Raw genomic sequence first — 23,392 nt, forward strand, 5'->3', positions numbered from 1 at the left:
CGCAGTATGAATGTAAAAGATTAAGTAGCAATGCTAAAGGAGAACATAATGTACACAATTGGACAAGTTGCTAAATTTTTAGATGTATCTAGAGATACTTTGAAATTTTATGAGGAAAAAGATTTGGTCAAGCCAAAGCAAAATATTGAGAATGGGTATAGAAAATATAATCATTTTGATATATATGATATAACAACGGTCAATTTCTATAGGGAAATGGATATCGAAATAAAAAAGATTCAAGAATTAAGAAAAAGTAAGAGTATAGAGGGAATAAAATCATTGTTGGAAGAGAAAGAAAAAGAAGTTTTAAAGGAGATAGAGTATAAAAAGCTTCTTTTAAAAAAACTTCAAATTGTAAAAGAAGATTGCGAAAAAACAAAGCAATTCTTAGGGAAATACGCGGGATTAAGAAACCGACGATTCGTAAAGAGTTAGCTTATTTAGAAGGTCAAGGTTTTAAAGACTACATGAATGATATGAAAATCGCTCAAAAATATGCGGAGTTAAATCGTAAAGCAATGATGGATGAAATCGTCACTAGAATGGATTGGAAAGTAATAGATCAATTCACTATAATTCATAACTACATCGATATGGAAAATATGATTTTACGAAAAGGTGCTATTTCAGCTCAGAAAGATGAACGAGTAATCATTCCAATTAACATGAGAGACGGTTCAATCATTGCATTGGGTAAAGGAAATCCAGATTGGAACTTTTCTGGACCGCATGGGGCAGGGCGCATTATGAGCCGTAAGAAAGCTAAAGAATTACTTAACTTAGAAGATTTTCAAAATACAATGAAATCAGTTTGGACTACATCTGTTGCAGAAAGCACTTTAGATGAAGCTCCAATGGTATATAAGCCAATGAATGAAGTTGTTGAGAATACAAAAGAAACAATTGATATCAAACATATTATTAAGCCGATTTACAATTTTAAGGCTAATTAAAAGATGAGTAACCTGTATTGTAATGAAATATAGTATTGGAAAGTGGTCAGTATATTACTATTGGGAGTAGAGTAGGAGGATTATGGAAAATAATGTAAATGTTTATATAGGGGTAGCAGCGGCTATAAGCATTTTTATCCTTTCTATAGTTTTCCTTTATTTTAATCCTTACAGTAATCAAATCACTGTGAATTTTCTGCGTGAAGTATAAAAAACAGCCATTCCTTAGTGAAACGGCTGTTTTCGTAATTCAATAAAAGCTCCCAGATTGCGGTAGATATTTTTAAATATTATTTTGTTTTTTTTGACTTGATTATAATAAAAGATGGACTTCGCGATTCGTTTATTAAATCTGGCATTTTCTCTATCCCTGCCAAAGTTGATTGTGGTTCGATTATTTTATCCAGCGAAAGCCCGTGTTCAATCAAAGTATTTATTAATGTGGCAACAGTTCTATGATAAATAACCACACTATCGTCAACAAACCAGTTGTGTACTCTGATTCCTTCTTCTTGATAATTATCTAATGCCCAGTGTGATGTATTACCATCCTCAGTTTTTATCCAATGGTTGCTTCCTTTGCGAGCTGTTGCTATTGGATGTTCGGTTGAAAAGATAAATTCACCACTGCTTTTTAATAGTTTATTAATCTTTTGAATCATTGCCGAGTAATCTTCAATGTAATGTATAGAGAGGGAACTTATAATCAGGTCGAACTTTTGATTGGTTAGTCCCATATCCTCCATAGGAAGACACATAAATTCTATGTTATCATCCTGGTTTAACTTTTTAGCACGTTCAATCATATTTTTGGATATGTCTACACCTATTACGTTTTTTGCACCATTTTCTATACAATACTTTGAAAAATGACCATCACCGCAACCCAAGTCTAATACCGATTTTCCTTTCAAACACAGAATTAATGATTTGATTGCTGGCTGTTCTATGAAGTCATTAGCGTTTATTCCACTTTCACGCAATGCTGTGTAGTTTTTGAAGAAATTCGGATTATCGTAAATATTTTGTTTCACTTACATCACTCCTCAGATAAGGTTTTCATAGATTAAGCTGACTTCTGTTTCCAAATTATCATATTAACCATAAAAATTTTGTCATCCTTTTATTATAGTAATGGTTTTTAGGGAGATATCTCGAACTCAATACTTTCACAATCCTGCCCGTTTGCTGAATAATCTGCTGTAAATACTATACCGTATTAAGAAAATTAACCTTTATTTTAATTATAAGCAACAATCTTTACGAAAAGAGCCTTTTATTTTTTATTAAGCTATTGAAACGATAGTGAAGGGACGAGAGCGTAATGAAGCGAGAACTATCGAAATTAGCGGATGTACTAGTCAATCATTCGACTAAAGTGCAGCCTGGTGATCATGTGTTAATTCAAAGTGTTACTGAAATAGATCCCGCAGTAGTTCGTGAAATTATTAAGTCTGTGGAAAAAGCAGGGGGATATGCGCATGTATCAATGCGCGATGTTTCTGTTACGAGGCAATTGATTTTGTCAGGGTCTGAAGAACAATTTAAGTTATTCGCAGATTGGGAGTGTTATCGCTTAAGTAAGATGCAAGTATATATTAATCTCCGTATTCCTAGAAATGCATATGAATTAGCAGATGTACCATCAGAAAAAATGAAATTATATCAAAAGATATTTGGAAAAGCTCATAGTGAAGCAGTGTATAAAACAAGATGGGTGACAACAAGAATCCCGAATGCGGCGTCTGCGCAAGAAGCGAATATGAGTACTAAGGCTTATGAAAAATTTTATTATGATGTATGTACGTTAGATTACAATAAAATGTCGAAAGCAATGAATCCGTTAAAAGAATTAATGGAAAAGACAAAGCAAGTTAGGATTATTGGAGAAGGTACGGATTTGAAGTTTTCAATTGAAGAAATTGGCGTTTTAAAAGGAGATGGAACGGATAATATACCTGATGGTGAAGTGTATACAGCACCTGCCAAAGATTCAGTAAATGGAGTAATAACATTTAACATAGTCTCCGTTCAACAAGGTTATGCGTTTCAAAATATAAAGTTACATATGAAACAGGGTAAAATAATAGATGCATATGCAAACGATACAGAGCGAATAAATCAAATTCTTAATACGGATGAGGGAGCAAGATATATTGGAGAATTTGCACTAGCGTTTAATCCTTATATACTACACCCGATGAATAATACGTTATTTGATGAAAAAATAAATGGTAGTTATCATATAGCAATTGGAGATTCGCTACAAGGTGCAGACAACGGGAATAAATCAGCGATACACTGGGATTTAGTAAACATTCAAAGGCCAGAGTATGGTGGTGGTGAAATTTGGTTTGATGATGTACTGATAAGAAAAGATGGACGTTTTATTTTACAAGAGTTGTTCGGATTAAATGAAGAAAATTTGAAAAGATAAAAACTACGTTTATTTAAGTAGGCTACATAAAATAATCAATCTTTTTCATAAAAACTTAAGGAAGCCAAAAGAACCCCGCACATTTTAATCAAAATGTGTGGGGTTCTTCTTTTTATAAAATAAATATTTGTAGTGTGGAATATATCCAATTGATTAACCAAACTAGTATTTTAGGGGCATTAACTGAAACCATAAATATAACCTCATGTCTATCTTGTTGATGAATTTCATTGTCCTCGGATAAAAAACAGTAAACCTCTTAAGTATGTAGCACTTTGATTTTTATTACAATTTTGTAAGGTTAAGTAATGAAAATCGATAGAACGGGATATTAGAATGGGATACTCTAATTGATGGGTAGAATATTCTGAAAAAAGGGTGAGGCAAATGAAGAGTAGACAAAAAGCATCGATAATATGCAAAAGTATTTTATGTTTAATTATTTGCATATTTATTACGAATGAAGCATGGTTTACAAATGTGGCGAGGGCAGAATCGGGCACGTTGACTGATAGGAGTATAGAGGATTTCAAAAAAAAGCTGGATGAACAGGTACCAAAATGGCAGGGGAATTATGAGGTACCAGGGGTTGCAATAGGGATTGTACATGAGGGGCGCATTGCTTATACACTAAACTACGGTTATGTAGATAAAAAGACAAAAAAAGCGGTGAGTGATGATACATTGTTTCAAGCTGGTTCCATATCTAAAAATCTTACAGCGTGGGGAATCTTGCATCTTGTAGATGAAGGGCGTTTATCACTAGATGATCCCGTTGGAAAATATTTGACTAAATGGAAATTACCTAATTCAGAGTTTAATAATAATGAAGTCACAATAAGAAGATTGTTAAGCCATACAGCAGGACTGTCTGCACATAAAGGATACCTTGGGGTTGCACCAGGGAAAAATCTTAATTCTATTGAGGAGTCTCTGTCTGGAAAAGGTTGGCTTAATGAACAAGTAGAGGTTACCAATAAACCAGGTTCAGAAACAATTTACTCTGGTGGCGGATATACAATTTTACAACTTGTAATTGAAGAGGTTACCGGAATACCTTTTGATCGTTATATGGAAGAACAAATTATGAAACCTTTAGGAATGAAATCTAGTTCATTCTTACAACGCCCTGAAAATCATAACCTTTCGAAAGCTTATGGATATTTTGGAGAGGAGCTCCCTAGTTACCAATTTACCGAACAGGCTGCTGCAGGTCTCAAGACAAATGTTACGGATATGATGACATTGATACTTGCAAGTATGGATACAAATAATAAAGGGAATGGTGTCATCAAAAGTGGACGTGTTGAGGAAATGCAAAAGCCAGTATTAGGGGAGAATGGTTTAGGTATATTTGAAAAAAAACTATCTAATCAATGGAAATTAATTTATCATTCTGGTGACAATCGAGGCTGGCATTCTTTTTATGGTTTCATTCCTAATACAAAGGATGGATTGGTAATCCTTACAAATGGTGAAGGTGGTATAGACTTACGACAGGATATTTACCACGCCTGGATGGAATATGAAACTGGAAAATTACCTGAAAGTTACTTCTCTCTAGCTGAGCAGAGAAAAAGTAATTCCATTACATCAATTGTTATTGGAGCCACACTTAGTGTATATTTACTGCTATTTGTGATTAGATTGTACAAAAGTAGAAGAACTTTCATTTTTAAGCAAGAGAAGAAACCTTACATAAGATTAGTAGTTAGGGTATTTTTACTTAGTATTACTGCTATGCTTGTATTTGGAGCTGCCTATTTGTGGAGGATTTTCAGTTTGAATTCTGGTAATACAATAAATTTTATTCTAATAATGGCGTGGGTTATAACATTATTAATTAGTGGCTTTTTCCCGAAAATTAGAAGTAATAAAAAACAACGTATGAAACTAAAAGATTTAACATCAAAATTTACATTTATGTAATGTTAAAGGCTAGAAAGCTAGATTGGCGTGAATCTCGAATTGTGGAGTGCAATGAAAAGACAAAATCTCTTAAAAAACACTTAATTTTTTACCCAATCTACCTTTACAATCGCTCCCTATAATATGAATTGGACAAGCATCTAAGAGAAAGCAGAACATGTCAGTTTCTACATTCTGTTATTAGGGGGAGAGTTTGAGTGAAAAAGACAGTTGCTTCGTTAGCAGTTATGGCGGCACTATTGCCGACGTTTTCAGTGCATGCGGAAGGAAAAGAGCAAGTCCGAAAATCAGCTACAACTTTTAATGTTATTAGTGATATTCAAGGGGATTTAGGGGATTTTGATCACGTATTAAAAGATATGAACAAAGTGACACCACTTTCTAGAGCGCTTATTATGAATGGGGATATAACACCAACTGGACAGCAGTCACAATATGATGATGTAAAGCGCGTGCTAAACAAAAATAAGCATCCGGAAAATGTATGGTCAACTGTTGGGAATCATGAATTTTACGCTGGTAAATGGACAGCTGATGGGAAACTCTCTCAAAATACATGGCCAAATGGTGTAACGGAAGAGACATTGTTTAATCGATATTTAAAATTTAGCGGACAAGATAAGGTATATCATAAAAAAGAATTAGATGGTTATCCGCTTTTATTTTTAGGAACTGAAAAATATATGAAATACCACGATTCAAAAATGTGGGATGAAGTATATATGAGTGATGAGCAATTAGGATGGTTAAAACAAAATTTAGAAGAGTATAGTCAAAAAGATAAAAATAAGCCGATTTTCATTTTCTCTCATCACGTTTTACCTGATACAGTATCTGGATCAAGACAAAATCCGTATTTACAAGATTATTTAAACGTTGATAAATTGTACGATATATTAAAAGACTATCCGCAAGTTGTTTTCTTTACGAGTCATACGCATTGGGATTTAAATTTAGCGGACTGGGCTGGTAAAAAGAAAATTGCAGGCGGAGATGAAAAGGGATTTACAGTTGTAAATACGGGCGGCATTGAAACAGGATGGAGGTCAGCTGGTCCAAATGGCGGCGAGATTCATGCTCCGGATGGATCTTCTTTTAAACAAGGGTTGCAAGTGAAAGCATATGGTAACGATGTTGTCGTAACGGCTTACGATTATAAACGTGATAAAGGTATAAAGAACTTATTAATTAGTGATGCAAAAATTGCACAAATGGCACCAGATGTAACGGCTGATGATAGTAAAAACGTAATCGTTGGTGCAACAGAGTATATGGAGTACAATGTAGAAGGAACGAATGAGTGGTACACGTACAATAAAGCGAATCCTCCAAAATTTGATGGGAACAAAATTGTATACGTACGCCATAAAGGCGAAATGAATTTAGAGCCAGGATTAACGCAGCTTCTTCGTTTTTCGGTAAATAAGTGATTGGTAAGGGCCTACTTCTTAATGAGTGGGCTCTTTTTATTTTGTCGTTTTTTATCGGCAAGTCGATATATTTTAAGTATCGGTCGATATAATTTGAAAATCGCTAATATAAATTTCATGTACCGCATTGAAGTTAAAATCGTTAATGCAATTTCATGCACCGAAACGAAATTCCCTACATTTTTAATCCAGAAAGGTGACTTCATCATTTTTCCATGTAATAATAGTATGGTTACATTTACTGTGAAAGAGTATAAAAGGAGCGTTATTGATGAATTTAGCTAAATTTCCGAGAAAAAAATATACAGAATCATATACACCAATTGAAAAATTAAACAATTTTTCTGAAGTACTTGGTGGGCCAACTATTTATTTTAAACGAGATGATTTACTTGGTTTAACAGCTGGCGGTAATAAGACGAGAAAGTTAGAGTTTCTAGTTGCGGATGCACAGGCAAAGGGTGCAGATACGTTAATTACAGCTGGTGGTATTCAGTCAAACCATTGCCGTCTAACACTTGCAGCTGCGGTAAAAGAAAAAATGAAATGTATTCTTGTGCTAGAAGAAGGGCTTGAGCCAGAAGAAAAGCCAGACTTTAACGGAAACTATTTCTTATATCATTTATTAGGTGCTGAAAACGTAATTGTTGTGCCAAACGGAGCAGATCTTATGGAAGAGATGCATAAAGTAGCGAAAGAAGTTAGTGAAAAAGGTAATACACCATATGTAATACCAGTTGGTGGATCAAATCCTACTGGTGCAATGGGATACATTGCTTGTGCGCAAGAAATTATGGCGCAATCATTCGAGCAAGGAATTGATTTCAGTTCAGTTGTTTGTGTAAGTGGTAGCGCTGGTATGCATGCTGGTTTAATTACTGGTTTTTCTGGAACGCAAAGCAAAATTCCTGTAATCGGAATTAACGTAAGTAGAGGAAAAGCGGAGCAAGAAGAGAAAGTAGCAAAACTTGTAGATGAAACTTCAGCTCACGTAGGTATCCCAAACTCTATTTCACGCGAAGCAGTTACATGCTTTGATGAATATGTAGGACCAGGATACGCGTTACCGACGCCAGAAATGGTAGAAGCAGTTCAATTACTTGCGAAAACAGAAGGTATTTTACTTGATCCAGTTTATACAGGTAAAGCAGTAGCAGGATTAATTGATTTAATTAGAAAAGGCAAATTTAATAAAGAAGACAACATTTTATTCGTACATTCAGGTGGTTCACCAGCTTTATATGCGAATACGTCTCTATTTGCGTAAGTGTAAAAAGCATTGGGTATCCAATGCTTTTTGTTTTGAATTAATGTTGAAATTTGATACAATTTCGTGAATATGCGATGATTTTTCAACATTCAACGGTAAACAACGATATATAAAGGAGATTGATGTATGACAGAATTTTGGGAAGCAAGTTTTATAGAAAATCAAATGATGTGGGGATTTGAAGCTGCAGATTCCGCAATTTTGACGAAGGATTTTTTCCTTGAAAAGAAAGTGAAGGATATATTGATTCCTGGTATTGGGTATGGAAGAAATGCAAAGGTTTTTATTGATAACGAAATACAAGTAACAGGTATTGAAATTTCAAAAACAGCGATTGAATTGGCGAGGGAAAATGAAATTAATGCTAATTTATTCCATGGTTCAGTTACGGATATGCCTTTTGATAACAAACTGTATGATGGCATATTTTCCTATGCACTTATTCATTTGTTGAATAAGGATGAGAGAGAGAAGTTTATTAAAGATTGTTATAGTCAGTTAAAACCAAACGGATATATGATTTTTACTACTATTTCTAAAGATGCCCCAATGTTTGGGAAGGGGAAACAACTGGGTAAAGACTACTTTGAAATAATGGAAGGGGTAAAAATGTATTTTTATGATGTTGACTCGGTAAAACAAGACTTTGGAAAATATGGACTGATAGAAACTACGGAAATTGTGGAGCCACATAAAAATATGGCAAGTAAACCTCCATTTAAATTTATAATGATCAAATGTCAAAAAACACTATAATTACAATTGTGTAAAAAATAGTGAAAGGTTATTTAATAAGCTTGATGTGTAAGCTACTCACTAATTATTCTTTAAAGGCGAAGTAAGGGAAGTCAAATGGCATCCCTTACTTCGCTTAATTTAGTTTAAAACATGTTTTAAACTTCCAATGAATTATTTGTTATATAATGGAATTATTGAAGCGTGAGAGGGGTGATTATATGAGTACAACATTAAGAGGGGTCATATACACAATACTCAGTATTTCTATAATATTAATAATTTTTTTAGGTTACGGATTATATTTGTATTTTAAGTGAAATGATAACCGAACCAAAGGAAAGATAAAATAATTGCTGTATTAAATAACGTAAAGGTTAAACCGATAATAGATAAAATTTTCTTTTCGGTGCGACTACAAAATGAGATAACTGCTAATATAATTGCTATAACAGCGGAAGTTAATATGAAGTACGCGAAAGCAACTACGTATCCTACTCCAACTCTGTCTAAAATAGGTGAGAAGAGAAAGAGATTAATAGTAACGAATATACTTACAATGAGAAACGTATAACTTTTCCAAGTGTATGTTTTCAGTTGCATTGAATAGCATTCCTTCCTTATTAATGTTTATATGTAAAATTAAAAGGTACCTTTTATTAAAAAGAGGGGGACTAATATGCGAATTAGAAATTTAACTTTAGTTTTTGTTTTTATGTGTATATTCATAGTAACCGGCTGTTCAAATATACTAGGAAATGAAGATCAAAGAATCGAAGTGCAAAAACATGTTGGTGATGATAAATATGAAGATTTTAAGATAGTGACAGACAATAATCAGGTGTTGCAAGTAAAGAAAATATTAAATGATATTCATTTTGAAAATAAAAAAGCGGAAATGTCGCGTTCAGCTGATTATCAGTTTATTTTTCAGTTTAAAAATCCGAAAATAGAGGCGAAAGCTGTGTCATATCAAATTTGGATTAGTCCTAATAAAGATAAAGTAGAAGTAATGGCGGGGGATAATCGGTATGCTCAATTAGAAGGGAAAAATGCAGCCACCTTGTCTCAGATTGTTACCGGAGAGAAGTTAGTTAAATAAAAGTATATGGTACTTAACTTTTTGGTGTTTATTGTAATGATTTATTACTTGTAAGGGACTATTCAATGTGTTGTTCTATTAAAAAACTAAAGTTGATTAATTAAATGCGATAAAATCTTTTTAAAAATAATGAAATTTTAGGAAAAATAAGGTACACTAGTCAATGGTTTTAGTTTAAAATCGATTGACGTTAATGTATACGGGGGAAAGATTGATGAACAATAATCCAATAAATGAATCAGTTGAAGAAGTTGAGAGAAAACGAGTAAGATCAAGCAAACGTTTTACAAATTGGAAGCTTATTGCAGCGGGTGTTGGTGTAATTGTACTTCTCATTGGAGGAATGAGTTATTATCAGGCAACTCACTTCAATTCAAATGTTACGATTAATGACACAAAAGTCGGTGGTCTGAACGCTGATCAGGCAATACAGAAATTAAAAACATCTGGACTAGAAAACAAAGTCTATGTTGATCAACAACAAATTTTAGATGAAAAAGATACAAAAACGGAACTTACGGAAAAAGATTTTCCTCAAGTTAAGAAACTATTAAAAAGCCAGTGGACATTTTTCCCTTCCTCAAAGGAAAAAAAATATTCAGTGCTACCGGAAAAGGCGGATCAGTATCGTAGTGAAACGATGAAAAAACTTGTAGAAGAAAAGCTCATCTCTATGAATGAAAAATTAAAAGCGCCTCAAGATGCTATGGCGAAGCTTGAACAAGGAAAAGTTGTTATTTCGAAGAGCGTTGATGGAAAACAGTATGACGTTACTAGTCTACTGAAAGATTACGACAAGCAGAAGTATAAAAGCGAAATTCATCTGAAGTCTACATACATACAGCCTATTAAAGAAGACGATCCGATTGTCAAAAAAGAGGAGAAAGCACTACAGAATCTTCTTGGGCAGTCTGTTGAGTATAAAGTGCAGAATGAAGTGTATCCTTTAAAAGCGAAAGATTTAATTCAGAATGCCTCTATGTCAAAGGATATGAAAGTTACAATCGATGCGAGCGACATTAAGAATAAGATTGCTGAAATTAATAATGCTAAATCAACATTAAATAAAAATTTCAGCTTTAAAACCCATTCCGGTTCGGTCATATCAGTAAAAGGACAAGGCTACGGCTGGGCACTAGATGTTGAAAAAGAAACAAAACAAGTTCAACAAGCTTTTGAAAAGGGTGAAAAATCGCTATCTGCTTCTAATATCCATGGAAATGGTTGGGAGAAGGAAGGTATCGGTTATGAAACAACATCGAATAATGGCATCGGAGACACGTATGCGGAAGTTTCAATTGCAGATCAACAAATTTGGATTTATAAAGATGGGAAATTAGTCGTCACAACAAATGTAGTAACTGGTAAACATAGCACGAGTGAAGATACATCACCAGGTGTGTGGTACGTTCTATATAAACGAACACCATACACGCTGAAAGGCAGCGCAGTAGGTAAAGCTGATTATGCAGTTAAAGTAGATTACTGGGTTCCATTCACAAATAGCGGCCAAGGATTCCATGATGCAGGCTGGCGAAAAGACTGGGCAAATAATGCTTATTTAACAGGGGGATCAGGCGGGTGTGTAAACCTTCTTCCTAATGTTGCAAAAACTGTATATGATAGTTTGAACACTAATGATCCAGTTATTGTGTACTAGAAAATAGCTACGTATCAAGAAATAAATAAAGCAGGAAATCTTATCTGATGGTACATGAAAAAACACCTCTTGAATTCGCATATTTAGTGTGCAAATTCAATGGAGGTGTTTTTTGTTTGAAAACAAGAGTTCATTGCCTATAAGAAACGAAGTAGAAAGAGATTGAGATGATAAATAGATATTCAAATAGTCAATAAAATTGACACTGAATATCATTTTCATTTATTATGAAATCGTCGCATGTAATTGGACATGATTTTTGTGAAAAAGTTTACTTTTTTATTAATATAATAGATTTCTATTAAGGTGTCCCATTTAAGAATTTAAGCGTAGGAAAGGGTAAAATAAAAATGAACTGGAAAAAAGGCGGATTATGGATTATTATTTTTTTCATTGTAAAAGGTACGATTTCTACACTTTTAATAGTTACAGGTGCTAAATATTTTGATTTATCATTTATGCAACTTTTCGTACTAATACTGATCTTATTACTGATTTCTCTCATAAGTCGAAAATTGCTGCATAGACATAAACAAAATAAAAAGCAAAAAGAGCTAAATATATAATGGAGCCCCAGAGACCTTTGGATTTCTGGGGTTTTACTATATATTTAGCTTCTTACTATTTGTGGAAAGTAAAACTCCCAGCTCAAAATTTAGGTGGGTACAGAAGTTTGTTGGGAGCTGATTAAAGTTTCACTTTATTCCATAGTGCATGATCTATGTTGATTAAAGGAAGTCACTGAATTTGTTGCTACAATTATTAAACAAGGACTGAAGAGAGCTTTTTAATCAATCTGTATTCTAAAGCTAAAACCGAGCATACATTATGCTCGGTTTTCAATAGGTAGTTTAAATGTAAAAGTACTGCCTTCTCCTAATTCACTTTCAACGGTAATTTCTCCTCCGTGTAGTTCTATAATCCATTTTACCATCGACAATCCTAAACCTGTGTTTCCATTGTTTGAAGATGTTCGTGCTGCGTCAACTCGATAGAAGCGGTCCCATATTTTCACAATATGTTGCTCGCTGATGCCTATGCCATTATCGGAGACTTTACCTATTATGTTGGTTTCATCCCGGAACAGTTGCATATTCACAGTGCCGTTCGCTTTGCTATAGGCAATCGCATTCGTTAGTAAATTCATTAATAAACGCATCATCAATGTTTGATCTGCTTTAATAAACAGGTCTTCCTCTATATTTGTTGTTATATTAATCGAAGCTTCTTGAACCATTAATGAAAGCTCTTCTACAACGATTTCCGTTAATTCACTCATATTGATACATTCAAATTGAAAAGTATTATGCTTTTCTTGGTCAACTCGTGCTAATAATAAGAGTTGCGAGATTAAAGCGGACATTTTACGCGATTGCCTTAAAATTACTTCTAACGATTCTTCCATTTCTTTCGGATTATTCCTCTGCGATAAAGCGTATTCGCATTGCGAAATAATAACAGATGTTGGTGTTCTTAATTCATGAGATGCGTCAGATGTAAATTGTTTTTCACTTTCGAATGATGTCTCCAATCGCTCAAACATTTTGTCAAAGGTTTGTGCTAAATGATACATTTCGTCTTTCGATGAACCTTGTAAATTAATTCTCTTCGAAAGGTCTTTACCATCACCAATTTCACTGGCTGAATCACTCATTTGTTGCACAGGTCGAAACGCTCTTTGCGTAATAAAATATCCTCCCGCTGCTGCAATGAGAATAAGTAATGGAAATGAGATGAGTGTTACCACAATAAGCGTATTCATGGTCGATGATAATTGATTCATGGTCATTATGCCACGAACCCAGACTTGCTCATCGCCGCCTACATTATGGAGAAAATCATATACTATCCATTCCTTATTACCGTCTTTAATGGTTTGTATTTCATCGGATTTAAGCGATACCTTGTTATTAAAGGTTGTTGGATTATGTCCTGCCAGCAGCTCACCTTGTTTACTATAAATGATGATATTTACTCCATCTTCTAAGGCTTCAAATTCATCGTCAATCTTTAACTGCCCATGCTTATATTCGATATCTTCAACACTTTCTTTTACTGTGCTCTTCAATTGATTTTTCATATTAAAAAGCAAAACTTTATCTGAAGAAGTTAAAATAAAAGCTAACACGAGTGCCATAATAATTACAACTAGCCCCGTATACCATAGGGTCACTCTCATTTTTATTGATAGTCTTTTCATGATTCTACTCGCAATACGTAACCAGTTCCTCGTACTGTATGAATTAACTTCGTTTCAAACTGGCTATCAATTTTTTTGCGAAGATAGCGGACGTAAACATCAATAATATTCGAGCCACCTTCATAGTCGTAATTCCACACATGTTGCTCAATTTTATCTCGTGTCAACACAACTTCTTTATTACGAATCATATATTCTAAAATAGCAAATTCTTTACTGGAAAGATTGATAACTTGATCTCCTCTTGTTACTTTATGCATATTGCAATCCACCACTAGGTCAGCGATTTCAAACACATTAGATGTATTTCCTGTTTTTCTTCGCATCAACACTCGAATTCTTGCTAACAGCTCATCAAAAGCAAAGGGCTTTACTAAATAATCGTCCGCACCTAAGTCGAGTCCTGTTACGCGATCATCAATTGTATCTTTAGCTGTAAGAAGCAAGACAGGAGTTGTATTATTGTCCGCACGTAATCTTTGTAATACTTGTAAACCATCTATTCCGGGAATCATAATGTCAAGCACAATCAAATCGTAGGTAGCCATGCTTATATAATCCAAAGCATCTTCTCCATTCCCACATCCATCGACACTATAATATTCTGCATTTAATCGTTTTACCAATATATTTTGTAAGTCTTTTTCATCTTCGACAATAAGAACTCGCATTAACATTCTCCTTTTCTTCTTATTTATATGTATCACTATAATTCCGAAACATTAAAGAAAGATTAGAAACTATTTAATTATATCATTTTATTTTTTTGCGCATTAATCTTCCTTTAATGTTTGTTCAGTAATATAAGGACATGGATAAGGTGCACATGTAAAGGGAGGAGAACATAATGGGAAAATGGATGATGATTGGAGCAATGTCTTGTTTATTCTTAACAGCTTGTTCTACTCAAGCTGATAACGATACAGAAATACAACAACTGAAAGTAGAAAAAGATACATCACAAAAAGAAGGTACGCAACTACAACAAGAACCACACAAAACAGGGCCTGCTATGAATGATACTAAGCAAACACAAGATTTCAAAAACGAAGTCACATCTATTGTAGAAAAGGCAAATAATACGAAACCAGTTGGAGCAAAAGAAGATAACTTAAATACGTACTTAGCAGCAAAAAAAGAAATTGACCAATTAGATGACAAGATAGATCTATCTGATGATCAGCTAGAAGCAGATTTTCACGCTGGAACGATAACTGTTGAACAATATCAAATACAAGAAAGAGAACAAGATATACTTGAAGATCAATTAGAGCAAGCAGAAAATGTACTTGAAGCAAGATTTGGAATAAATGATTAATTATTAAGGAGTGGATGGAAATGTTAAAACATAAAAAGAAAATAATTATAAGTGTAATTGCTATTTTAGTAAGTGGTATTGCTATTGTTGGTGGATATTATGGTATGGGCTACAATTATGCGAAAAAGAATGAAAACTATACAGAGAAACAAGTTCGTGAAATTTCTTTAGCTCATACAAATGGAGAAATTATTAATGTGAAAAAAGAATTCGAATTAGAAGATGACAACTTAGCACAATCTAAATTTGAATATGAAGTGGAAATCAAGACACCTGATAATCTATTAAATATTTTAAAGGTTAGTGCTAGAACAGGTACAATAGAAATCAATAATGAAGATTAAAAAATTATCGACAAATAAAATATCGCGTATTTGAAAAAATCCAATAAGCTGCCCATATGGACAGCTTATTTAAATAATTCTCGTTAGCGGAAGTAAAAAATGCTACTTATTTAACATTAGCACTCCGTTAGTTTAAGAACAATTGAGTTAATAAATATATCTAAAAGTCTCATATTCGCCATAATTGATAACGGTTTTAAATTCTCAGCCACCATTTTTATCCTTTAAAAAAGCATCTATCTTATCATTTGGACTTATTAAACTAAACTACCGGCTAGCTAAATAAAGAAAAATGAACTTCATTGCTATAAAAGCCTCTAATTTTTCGTTTTGAGGAAACCTTTTCTATTAGATTTATAGACATGTGGTGTTAACACCATAAACAATGTTTTAGATTATAAAATAGAGTACTAAGCATCCAATTTGAAAGCAGATATCCCTGAAGTGCTAAACCTAAGCAAAAAAATTAACCATCCTATGCAAGAAAGTTTAGATAGCTAAAAGCATATGTTTTATTGAAAGGGTGTGATTGAATTATGGAACGGACGAATTGGGGAATTGGAGGATTAGTATTTGTTGGCTGCATGTTTCTTGGCGGAGGAGTGGGATCTATATTAGGCGATACTCATGCTGGATGGCTAATAGGAATGGGCGCTGGATTTATTGGGATGGCTTTAACGAGACTGGTCAGAAAGTAATATAACGGGATTCTTCTTATGATGAACAATGTAATTAATTAATGGCATAAGAGCTCTATAAATTATAGCTAGAACCTTATCTGTAGTAATTGTCTTTTCTAAATTTCTCCATACATAGATACGATTCTCAAGTTGGAGGCTGGCACCTTAGGGTGTCTTTTTTATGCTCTTTAAAAATGTTTTAACATATAATAGCCGAGTTAATTCAAGTAATCAAGCTAATAGATTTCGTTAGATTGCTATCATCTTTTTTGTAATAGAATAGATTCATTACCGTTTCAGACCGATGTATTCATTCATAACCTAACAGTAAAAGGGGGATGATTAAAGGCATGGCGATTAATGATGAATTAATTTGTCAACAGTTTGCAAGAATTATCGGTGGCCAAGAAGGATTCGCCGGTGGAAAATGCGTGGCAACAATAAATCGGGATGAAATACAAGCAACTATCTTAGGAAAACGTTTTAGAGTAACAACTTCCTTCTCATTCGAATCAAGAGATAATAAAACTGGACAGGCATTATGTCTAGGTCGGATAGCGCTCTTACAAAAAGAAGTTACTGAATTTGTTGCTACAATTATTAAACAAGGAATAATCGTTTCGTCTATACACAATGAGTGGTTATGTGATGAGCCGAATTTAATTTACGTTAATATCGAAGACGTTGATGATCCGCTAAGTTTCGCAAGGAAAGTTAGAAGAGCGTTATGCAATTAACCAATTTATTTAGTTAAATGAGCAATATAAAAGGATCTTTAATTGAAAGATCCTTTTATACATAAGATGAAAGTTTTCCCTTGTATTTTATTAATTAAGTTCGCTTGACTAGCAAACGAACTTGGAGGGAGTACTGGAACCATACAATAAATACATTGAGGGGGCATGTTTGAGCTATGGACCTATCCTCCCGTTCTAATTAACTAAAAGAAGAATTTTCCCATACCGATTAGACTACTAAGCATTCCGATTCCATTCATGGTTCCTTTTCCTGCTGTCAGTAAGTTTCCAAGCATTCCTGGCTGTCCGTTATTCCCCCATCCTGGAGAATTTCCCAAAACACCCCAGTTATTATTGGTATTAAAATGAAAAGCTTTGGCTGGCGGTGATAGTAAAGCGGCAATATGACCTTGTGCGAACATCCCTGTATGATTGAATGGTTGGGGCCAGGGGATGGGAGGTTTTTGAAAATTAAAACCTGCATGGCCTGGTAATGGAGCCCAATTAGCAGGATGTCCTTGGGGCATCATCCCTGCATAATGGATTGGCTGACCTAAAGGGAAGGGAGGGGGCTCGGGAGTGAAACCCGTATAATTGGCTGGTGAATCCCAACCAAATGGATAGACTCGACAACTCAAATTCTCAGGAACCTTCAGACCATCCATTCCCTGAGCTTTAGTTATTTGAGGTTGTGAATGTAATGATGACATTGAAATTTGGTTATTATATTGCTCCCCGTTTCCATTTGAATTCAAATACCAATATTGGTGCATAAGCTTATTCCCCTCACTTTAAAAATGTAATGTTAGACTTAGCCTATGTAATATTCCTTTTTATGGATGGTTACATAACTAGATTTACAAGCCCGTATTTAAAGGAATGGGTGTGTGGTCTTGTTGATTTATTCCGCTATTTGTGGACAGTAAGACACCGTCCCCTCAAAATTCAGCGAAAGCAAAAAAGTTAGATGGGGGGCTTTTAGAAGGGTATTTTCAGTTGCTCCTTTTGTTTATTTCAGCCTAATTTAATTTCGGTTAACAAACGTGTTTATAAAGGTTTAATCAACAAAAAAAATTTAAAATGTTATGTTGAGCAAGTAGAATTGCTAAAAAGAGAATATCCATTCGAAGAGTTTGGCAAAATACTGCAAGGACAATGTATTCTTGTGCAGATATGCAAAAGATTTAAATGAATCAATGGAATTTATAATGAAGGGGCAAATGAATATATGAGTGAAACATTACATAAAAGAAAACCACCATATTTAATGCTTGTAATCCTTTTTATTGGGGCATTTGTTTCATTTCTAAATAACTCGCTTTTAAATGTAGCTTTGCCATCAATAATGAAGGATTTAGACATTAAAGATTATTCGACGATCCAGTGGCTTTCTACAGGGTATATGCTTGTAAGTGGTATATTAATTCCGGCATCAGCATTTTTAATAACCCGCTTCTCCAATAGGAGCTTATTTATTACATCTATGGTGATTTTTATTTTTGGTACGGCCTTAGCGGCTTTAGCACCGAACTTTAGTTTATTACTTACTGGCCGGATGGTTCAAGCAGCAGGTTCTTCAGTCATGGGGCCTTTGTTAATGAATATTATGCTAGTAAGCTTTCCAAGAGAAAAAAGGGGAACAGCAATGGGGATTTTTGGATTAGTTATGATTACAGCTCCAGCAATTGGACCGACACTATCGGGTTATATTGTAGAGTATTATGACTGGCGTTTGCTTTTTGAAATGATTTTACCGTTAGCAATCATTAGCTTACTGTTAGGGATTTGGAAATCGGAGAATGTCATGAGACAAAACAAAAATGCAAAACTTGATTATCTCTCATTACTATTATCTTCTATCGGTTTTGGCGGTTTGTTATATGGATTCAGTTCTGCAAGCTCCGACGGTTGGACGAATAAAGTTGTTTTAACAACCTTAACCATAGGCGCTATTGCCCTAGTTACTTTCATTGTCCGCCAATTAAAAATGAATGAACCGTTATTGGATTTACGTGTTTACAAGTACCCAATGTTTGCACTTGCGTCTGTAATTGCGATTGTTAACGCAGTGGCCATGTTTTCGGGTATGATTTTAACACCAGCTTATGTACAAAACGTCCGCGGTATTTCGCCGCTGAGCTCTGGGCTGATGATGCTTCCAGGTGCGGTAATAATGGGGATTATGTCACCAATTACAGGTAAACTATTTGATAAATATGGCCCTCGTATTCTTGGTATAGTAGGACTTTCTATTACAGCCGTTTCAACTTATATGCTAGCAAACCTGCAACTCGACTCTAGTCACACGCATATTATTCTTATTTACACACTGCGGATGTTTGGGATGGCGATGGTGATGATGCCACTTATGACAAATGGTCTTAATCAATTGCCAACGCGCTTAAATCCGCACGGTACAGCTGTTAATAATACAGCTCAACAAGTGTCCGGTTCGATTGGTACTGCTATTCTTGTTACGATTATGAATTCTGTAACAAAAACAAAAGCTGAAAGTCTAATGGTTGATGTAGATCCTACAACCTTCACAGAGGCTACGAAGGCAATGTTAACTCAGAAGGCTTTATTATCCGGAATTCAATATTCATTCTATGTAGCGCTTGGCATGAATGTTGTTGCACTACTATTAGTTTTTTTCGTTAAACGTGTAGATACAAGTGCGGAAGCTGTCGAGAGGTTAAATCGGTAGAGTAAAATAAAACTTAAGATCATGATTCCTATAAGTTTTTGCTGTTTAGTTAGACTATGAAGAGATGCAAATTTCTGCTGCTAAGGCGCTGGTATTTAAATTTGGAAAAGAACCAGTGAAATAATTATATATAGTAAAAAGGATCTGATATTCATATCAGATCCTTTTTCATTAGTAACACAGTATACTTGCTTATCGTATTTGTTTGAATTGACATTAGGAACTACTGGTTTTCCCAATACTACAATCTTTAGCTCTCAATTTCTGATAAACATTATAATAATACGCTTCATTTTAATTTAGTATTTTCTCTGCAAGTTATAAATCTAATATCAACAAACAACTTAGATTACCAACCTTATAAGCAATATCATAATCGTGAATAGTTAGGGAAAAAATAAAATAAGGTAATCAATTACATATCTTTATCCCAGGTGATTCATTGCTATCTTCTTTTTATTGAATGGGATATTTTATTTCATGCTTTTTTGAAAGGGTGTTTTTAATGGATAAAAAAGTATCTGCCATTCCTCAACCGAAAACATATGGATTGCTGGGGAATCTCCCATTAATCGATAAAGATAAACCGACCCTATCCTTTATCAAGATAGCGGAAGAGTATGGTCCCATTTTTCGAATTCAAACTTTAAGTGATACCATCATTGTCGTTTCTGGACATGAACTGGTAGCAGAAGTCTGTGACGAAACAAGATTTGATAAAAGTATAGAGGGTGCTTTAGCGAAAGTTCGCGCCTTTGCTGGAGACGGATTATTTACAAGCGAGACTCACGAGCCTAACTGGAAAAAAGCTCATAATATTTTGATGCCTACATTCAGCCAACGAGCAATGAAAGATTATCATGCTATGATGGTTGATATTGCTGTACAACTCGTTCAAAAATGGGCACGGCTTAATCCGAATGAAAACGTAGATGTTCCAGAGGATATGACTCGCCTTACATTGGATACAATTGGTCTATGTGGTTTTAATTATCGATTTAATAGCTATTATCGTGAGACCCCTCATCCTTTTATTACTAGCATGAGCCGTGCTCTAGATGAGGCGATGCACCAATTACAGCGGCTGGATATAGAAGACAAACTCATGTGGAGAACGAAACGTCAATTTCAGCATGATATTCAATCTATGTTTTCTTTAGTAGATAATATTATTGCTGAACGTAAAAGTAGTGGAAATCAGGAAGAAAATGATTTACTTTCCCGTATGTTAAATGTGCAGGATCCGGAAACTGGTGAAAAATTAGATGATGAAAATATTCGTTTCCAAATTATCACTTTTTTAATAGCTGGGCATGAAACAACAAGTGGATTATTATCTTTTGCAATCTATTTTTTATTAAAGAATCCAGATAAATTGAAAAAAGCCTATGAAGAAGTAGATCGGGTTTTAACAGATCCCACTCCAACATACCAACAAGTTATGAAATTAAAGTATATCCGGATGATTTTAAATGAATCGCTACGTCTATGGCCTACTGCTCCAGCATTCAGTCTCTATGCAAAAGAAGATACAGTGATTGGTGGGAAATATCCAATTAAGAAAGGAGAAGATCGTATTTCTGTTCTTATTCCACAGCTACATAGGGATAAAGACGCGTGGGGAGACAATGTGGAAGAATTCCAACCTGAACGATTTGAAGAGCTGGATAAGATTCCCCATCATGCTTATAAGCCATTTGGAAATGGTCAACGAGCATGTATCGGTATGCAGTTTGCACTTCATGAAGCCACACTCGTAATGGGGATGCTTCTTCAACATTTTGAATTCATCGATTATCAAGACTATCAGCTGGACGTAAAACAAACATTAACGCTAAAGCCTGGTGATTTTAAAATTAGGATTCTACCCCGAAATCAAACTATTAGCCATACTACTGTTCTTGCGCCTATAGAGGAGAAACTGAAAAACGATGAAATCGAACAGCAAGTTCAGAAGACTCCTTCTATTATTGGAGCCGATAATCTTTCGCTTCTTGTTCTGTATGGATCGGATACAGGGGTAGCAGAAGGTATTGCAAGAGAACTAGCAGATACAGCTAGTTTAGAAGGTGTTCAAACGGAAGTGGTAGCACTTAACGATCGAATTGGAAGTCTGCCAAAAGAAGGGGCGGTTCTTATTGTAACTTCTTCTTATAATGGAAAACCACCAAGTAATGCAGGGCAGTTTGTGCAATGGTTGGAGGAATTAAAATCGGATGAGCTAAAAGGTGTTCAATACGCAGTTTTTGGTTGTGGAGATCATAATTGGGCTAGTACTTATCAGCGAATTCCAAGATACATTGATGAGCAAATGGCTCAAAAAGGAGCAACAAGATTTTCTACACGTGGAGAAGCGGATGCAAGTGGTGATTTCGAGGAACAGCTCGAGCAATGGAAACAAAGTATGTGGTCTGATGCGATGAAGGCATTTGGATTGGAACTTAACAAAAACATTGAGAAAGAACGCAGTACATTAAGTTTACAATTTGTTAGTCGTCTTGGAGGATCTCCTCTTGCGCGAACATATGAAGCAGTTTATGCATCTATACTAGAAAATCGTGAACTTCAATCATCTAGCAGTGAAAGAAGCACGCGACATATTGAGATATCCTTGCCAGAAGGCGCTACGTATCAAGAAGGTGACCACCTTGGGGTGCTGCCAATTAATAGTGAGAAAAATGTCAACCGAATTTTAAAACGCTTTGGATTAAATGGGAAGGATCAAGTCATATTGAGTGCAAGTGGACGAAGTGTAAATCACATACCTTTAGACAGTCCTGTTAGTTTATTTGACCTTCTTAGTTATAGTGTAGAAGTTCAAGAAGCAGCCACTCGAGCACAAATACGAGAAATGGTGACATTTACAGCATGCCCTCCTCATAAAAAGGAATTGGAATTATTATTGGAAGAGGGAGTTTATCATGAACAAATATTAAAGAAACGTATGTCAATGTTGGACCTTCTTGAAAAGTATGAGGCTTGTGAAATCCGATTTGAACGCTTTTTAGAACTTCTTCCTGCGCTCAAACCGCGTTACTATTCTATTTCAAGCTCTCCACTCGTTGCACAGGATCGTCTGAGCATTACAGTTGGTGTTGTTAATGCACCTGCATGGAGTGGGGAAGGGACATATGAAGGAGTCGCTTCTAATTATTTAGCTCAGCGTCATAATAAAGATGAGATTATATGTTTCATTCGAACGCCACAATCAAACTTTCAATTACCTGAAAATCCAGAAACACCAATTATCATGGTTGGACCAGGTACTGGAGTTGCACCATTCCGTGGATTCTTGCAAGCGCGTCGTGTTCAAAAGCAAAAAGGTATTAACTTAGGACAAGCACATCTATATTTTGGTTGTCGTCATCCTGAAAAGGATTATCTCTATCGTACAGAACTAGAAAATGATGAAAGAGATGGATTAATCTCTTTACACATAGCTTTTTCCCGCCTAGAAGGATATCCTAAAACATATGTACAGCATTTAATAAAACAAGATAGAATCAATTTAATTTCGTTATTAGATAATGGGGCGCATCTTTATATATGTGGTGATGGAAGTAAAATGGCTCCTGACGTAGAAGACACCCTTTGTCAAGCCTATCAAGAAATTCATGAAGTCAGTGAACAAGAAGCAAGGAATTGGTTGGAACGTGTGCAAGACGAAGGGCGATATGGAAAAGATGTTTGGGCTGGAATCTAAATTCTTCTTAGTTAGATAAGTAATATTTAATTCACGAACTTCTTTCGACTAAGTATAACTTTAAACAAAATAAACTGATTTATAAAAACCCTGTATTTTTTATTGAATATGGGGTTTTCTTATTTTTAATAAGCTGGATTGATACTGTAGAAAAAGAAAAAATCTTATATGAAACCAAAGTTAC

At 34.7% G+C, this 23,392-nt stretch carries 20 protein-coding genes and 2 pseudogenes; 17 read left to right on the forward strand and 5 right to left on the reverse strand.

From position 1 onward, the window contains the following. Positions 1–48 precede the first annotated feature (48 nt). Both AC0IXC_RS01540 and AC0IXC_RS01545 read left to right on the forward strand, forming a co-directional pair. Positions 49–402 (forward strand): annotated as a pseudogene (locus AC0IXC_RS01540) (MerR family transcriptional regulator); the annotation flags it as partial. Continuing rightward, positions 396–956, forward strand: a pseudogene (locus AC0IXC_RS01545) (RtcB family protein); the annotation flags it as partial. The pseudogenes AC0IXC_RS01540 and AC0IXC_RS01545, both read left to right, overlap by 7 nt. Before the next feature lie 290 nt (positions 957–1,246). Here the strand turns inward: AC0IXC_RS01545 and AC0IXC_RS01550 are convergent. Further along, a complete protein-coding gene (locus tag AC0IXC_RS01550; protein ID WP_471652487.1) occupies positions 1,247–1,990 on the reverse strand; it encodes a class I SAM-dependent methyltransferase in 744 nt (247 codons plus the stop codon). Positions 1,991–2,280: 290 nt separating this feature from the next. On the opposite strand from AC0IXC_RS01550, the gene AC0IXC_RS01555 reads away from it, so the two are divergent. The 6 genes from AC0IXC_RS01555 (at position 2,281) to AC0IXC_RS01580 (ending at position 8,778) form a co-directional block, all read left to right on the forward strand. Continuing rightward, on the forward strand, positions 2,281–3,393 hold the full coding sequence (locus AC0IXC_RS01555) for an aminopeptidase (RefSeq protein ID WP_215589895.1): 1,113 nt from the start codon (positions 2,281–2,283) through the stop codon (positions 3,391–3,393). Between the two features lie 387 nt (positions 3,394–3,780). Beyond that, on the forward strand, positions 3,781–5,322 hold the full coding sequence (locus tag AC0IXC_RS01560; RefSeq protein ID WP_215589894.1) for a serine hydrolase domain-containing protein: 1,542 nt from the start codon (positions 3,781–3,783) through the stop codon (positions 5,320–5,322). A gap of 197 nt (positions 5,323–5,519) precedes the next feature. Then, positions 5,520–6,752: a DUF4073 domain-containing protein gene (locus tag AC0IXC_RS01565; protein WP_215589893.1), complete on the forward strand. Its 1,233-nt coding sequence runs from the start codon at positions 5,520–5,522 to the stop codon at positions 6,750–6,752. A gap of 21 nt (positions 6,753–6,773) precedes the next feature. Continuing rightward, the gene (locus AC0IXC_RS01570; RefSeq protein ID WP_002142428.1) at positions 6,774–7,037 is read left to right on the forward strand and encodes a hypothetical protein; all 264 of its coding nucleotides are present in this window, start codon (positions 6,774–6,776) and stop codon (positions 7,035–7,037) included. Further along, positions 7,024–8,019, forward strand: a complete 996-nt coding sequence (gene cuyA / locus AC0IXC_RS01575) for a D-cysteate sulfo-lyase (RefSeq protein ID WP_044443488.1) — start codon at positions 7,024–7,026, stop codon at positions 8,017–8,019. The genes AC0IXC_RS01570 and cuyA overlap by 14 nt, the downstream gene beginning before the upstream one ends. Before the next feature lie 129 nt (positions 8,020–8,148). Then, entirely contained in the window at positions 8,149–8,778 is a 630-nt protein-coding gene (locus AC0IXC_RS01580; RefSeq protein WP_471652488.1) for a class I SAM-dependent methyltransferase, read from the forward strand. A gap of 291 nt (positions 8,779–9,069) precedes the next feature. On the opposite strand, the gene AC0IXC_RS01585 is transcribed toward AC0IXC_RS01580, so the two are convergent. Further along, positions 9,070–9,360, reverse strand: coding sequence for a hypothetical protein (locus AC0IXC_RS01585; RefSeq protein ID WP_471652489.1), 291 nt, complete (start codon positions 9,358–9,360; stop codon positions 9,070–9,072). 76 nt (positions 9,361–9,436) lie between these two features. On the opposite strand from AC0IXC_RS01585, the gene AC0IXC_RS01590 reads away from it, so the two are divergent. The 3 genes from AC0IXC_RS01590 (at position 9,437) to AC0IXC_RS01600 (ending at position 12,085) form a co-directional block, all read left to right on the forward strand. Further along, positions 9,437–9,859: a YhfM domain-containing protein gene (locus AC0IXC_RS01590; protein WP_471652490.1), complete on the forward strand. Its 423-nt coding sequence runs from the start codon at positions 9,437–9,439 to the stop codon at positions 9,857–9,859. A gap of 214 nt (positions 9,860–10,073) precedes the next feature. After that, positions 10,074–11,519, forward strand: coding sequence for a L,D-transpeptidase family protein (locus tag AC0IXC_RS01595; RefSeq protein ID WP_193653150.1), 1,446 nt, complete (start codon positions 10,074–10,076; stop codon positions 11,517–11,519). A gap of 350 nt (positions 11,520–11,869) precedes the next feature. Next, on the forward strand, positions 11,870–12,085 hold the full coding sequence (locus tag AC0IXC_RS01600; protein WP_002017170.1) for a hypothetical protein: 216 nt from the start codon (positions 11,870–11,872) through the stop codon (positions 12,083–12,085). A 260-nt stretch (positions 12,086–12,345) separates the two neighbouring features. Here the strand turns inward: AC0IXC_RS01600 and AC0IXC_RS01605 are convergent, their stop codons facing one another. Together AC0IXC_RS01605 and AC0IXC_RS01610 are read right to left on the reverse strand one after the other, a co-directional pair. Next, positions 12,346–13,719 carry a sensor histidine kinase gene (locus AC0IXC_RS01605; RefSeq protein ID WP_471652491.1) on the reverse strand — a complete coding sequence of 458 codons (1,374 nt, stop codon included), beginning with the start codon at positions 13,717–13,719 and terminating at the stop codon, positions 12,346–12,348. Continuing rightward, positions 13,716–14,390 (reverse strand): response regulator transcription factor, encoded by a 675-nt coding sequence (locus AC0IXC_RS01610; protein WP_002128055.1) that lies wholly within the window; start codon positions 14,388–14,390, stop codon positions 13,716–13,718. The genes AC0IXC_RS01605 and AC0IXC_RS01610 overlap by 4 nt, the downstream gene beginning before the upstream one ends. A gap of 176 nt (positions 14,391–14,566) precedes the next feature. On the opposite strand from AC0IXC_RS01610, the gene AC0IXC_RS01615 reads away from it, so the two are divergent. The 4 genes from AC0IXC_RS01615 to AC0IXC_RS01630 all read left to right on the forward strand — a co-directional run bounded on the left by AC0IXC_RS01615 (position 14,567) and on the right by AC0IXC_RS01630 (position 16,798). Continuing rightward, a complete protein-coding gene (locus AC0IXC_RS01615) occupies positions 14,567–15,037 on the forward strand; it encodes a hypothetical protein (RefSeq protein ID WP_002190111.1) in 471 nt (156 codons plus the stop codon). Positions 15,038–15,057: 20 nt separating this feature from the next. Then, positions 15,058–15,381 carry a PepSY domain-containing protein gene (locus AC0IXC_RS01620; RefSeq protein ID WP_002137174.1) on the forward strand — a complete coding sequence of 108 codons (324 nt, stop codon included), beginning with the start codon at positions 15,058–15,060 and terminating at the stop codon, positions 15,379–15,381. Positions 15,382–15,917: 536 nt separating this feature from the next. Beyond that, positions 15,918–16,079: a hypothetical protein gene (locus AC0IXC_RS01625; protein ID WP_002190108.1), complete on the forward strand. Its 162-nt coding sequence runs from the start codon at positions 15,918–15,920 to the stop codon at positions 16,077–16,079. Between the two features lie 320 nt (positions 16,080–16,399). Beyond that, a complete protein-coding gene (locus AC0IXC_RS01630) occupies positions 16,400–16,798 on the forward strand; it encodes a DUF1259 domain-containing protein (RefSeq protein ID WP_002033128.1) in 399 nt (132 codons plus the stop codon). A gap of 203 nt (positions 16,799–17,001) precedes the next feature. Here the strand turns inward: AC0IXC_RS01630 and AC0IXC_RS01635 are convergent, their stop codons facing one another. Further along, the gene (locus tag AC0IXC_RS01635) at positions 17,002–17,571 is read right to left on the reverse strand and encodes a hypothetical protein (RefSeq protein WP_215589888.1); all 570 of its coding nucleotides are present in this window, start codon (positions 17,569–17,571) and stop codon (positions 17,002–17,004) included. A 455-nt stretch (positions 17,572–18,026) separates the two neighbouring features. On the opposite strand from AC0IXC_RS01635, the gene AC0IXC_RS01640 reads away from it, so the two are divergent. After that, a complete protein-coding gene (locus tag AC0IXC_RS01640) occupies positions 18,027–19,505 on the forward strand; it encodes an MDR family MFS transporter (protein WP_002033130.1) in 1,479 nt (492 codons plus the stop codon). A 505-nt stretch (positions 19,506–20,010) separates the two neighbouring features. Then, positions 20,011–23,208 carry a bifunctional P-450/NADPH--P450 reductase gene (gene cypD / locus AC0IXC_RS01645; protein ID WP_002190106.1) on the forward strand — a complete coding sequence of 1,066 codons (3,198 nt, stop codon included), beginning with the start codon at positions 20,011–20,013 and terminating at the stop codon, positions 23,206–23,208. Positions 23,209–23,392: the final 184 nt, after the last annotated feature.

The organism is Bacillus sp. AC266 (assembly GCF_979253805.1).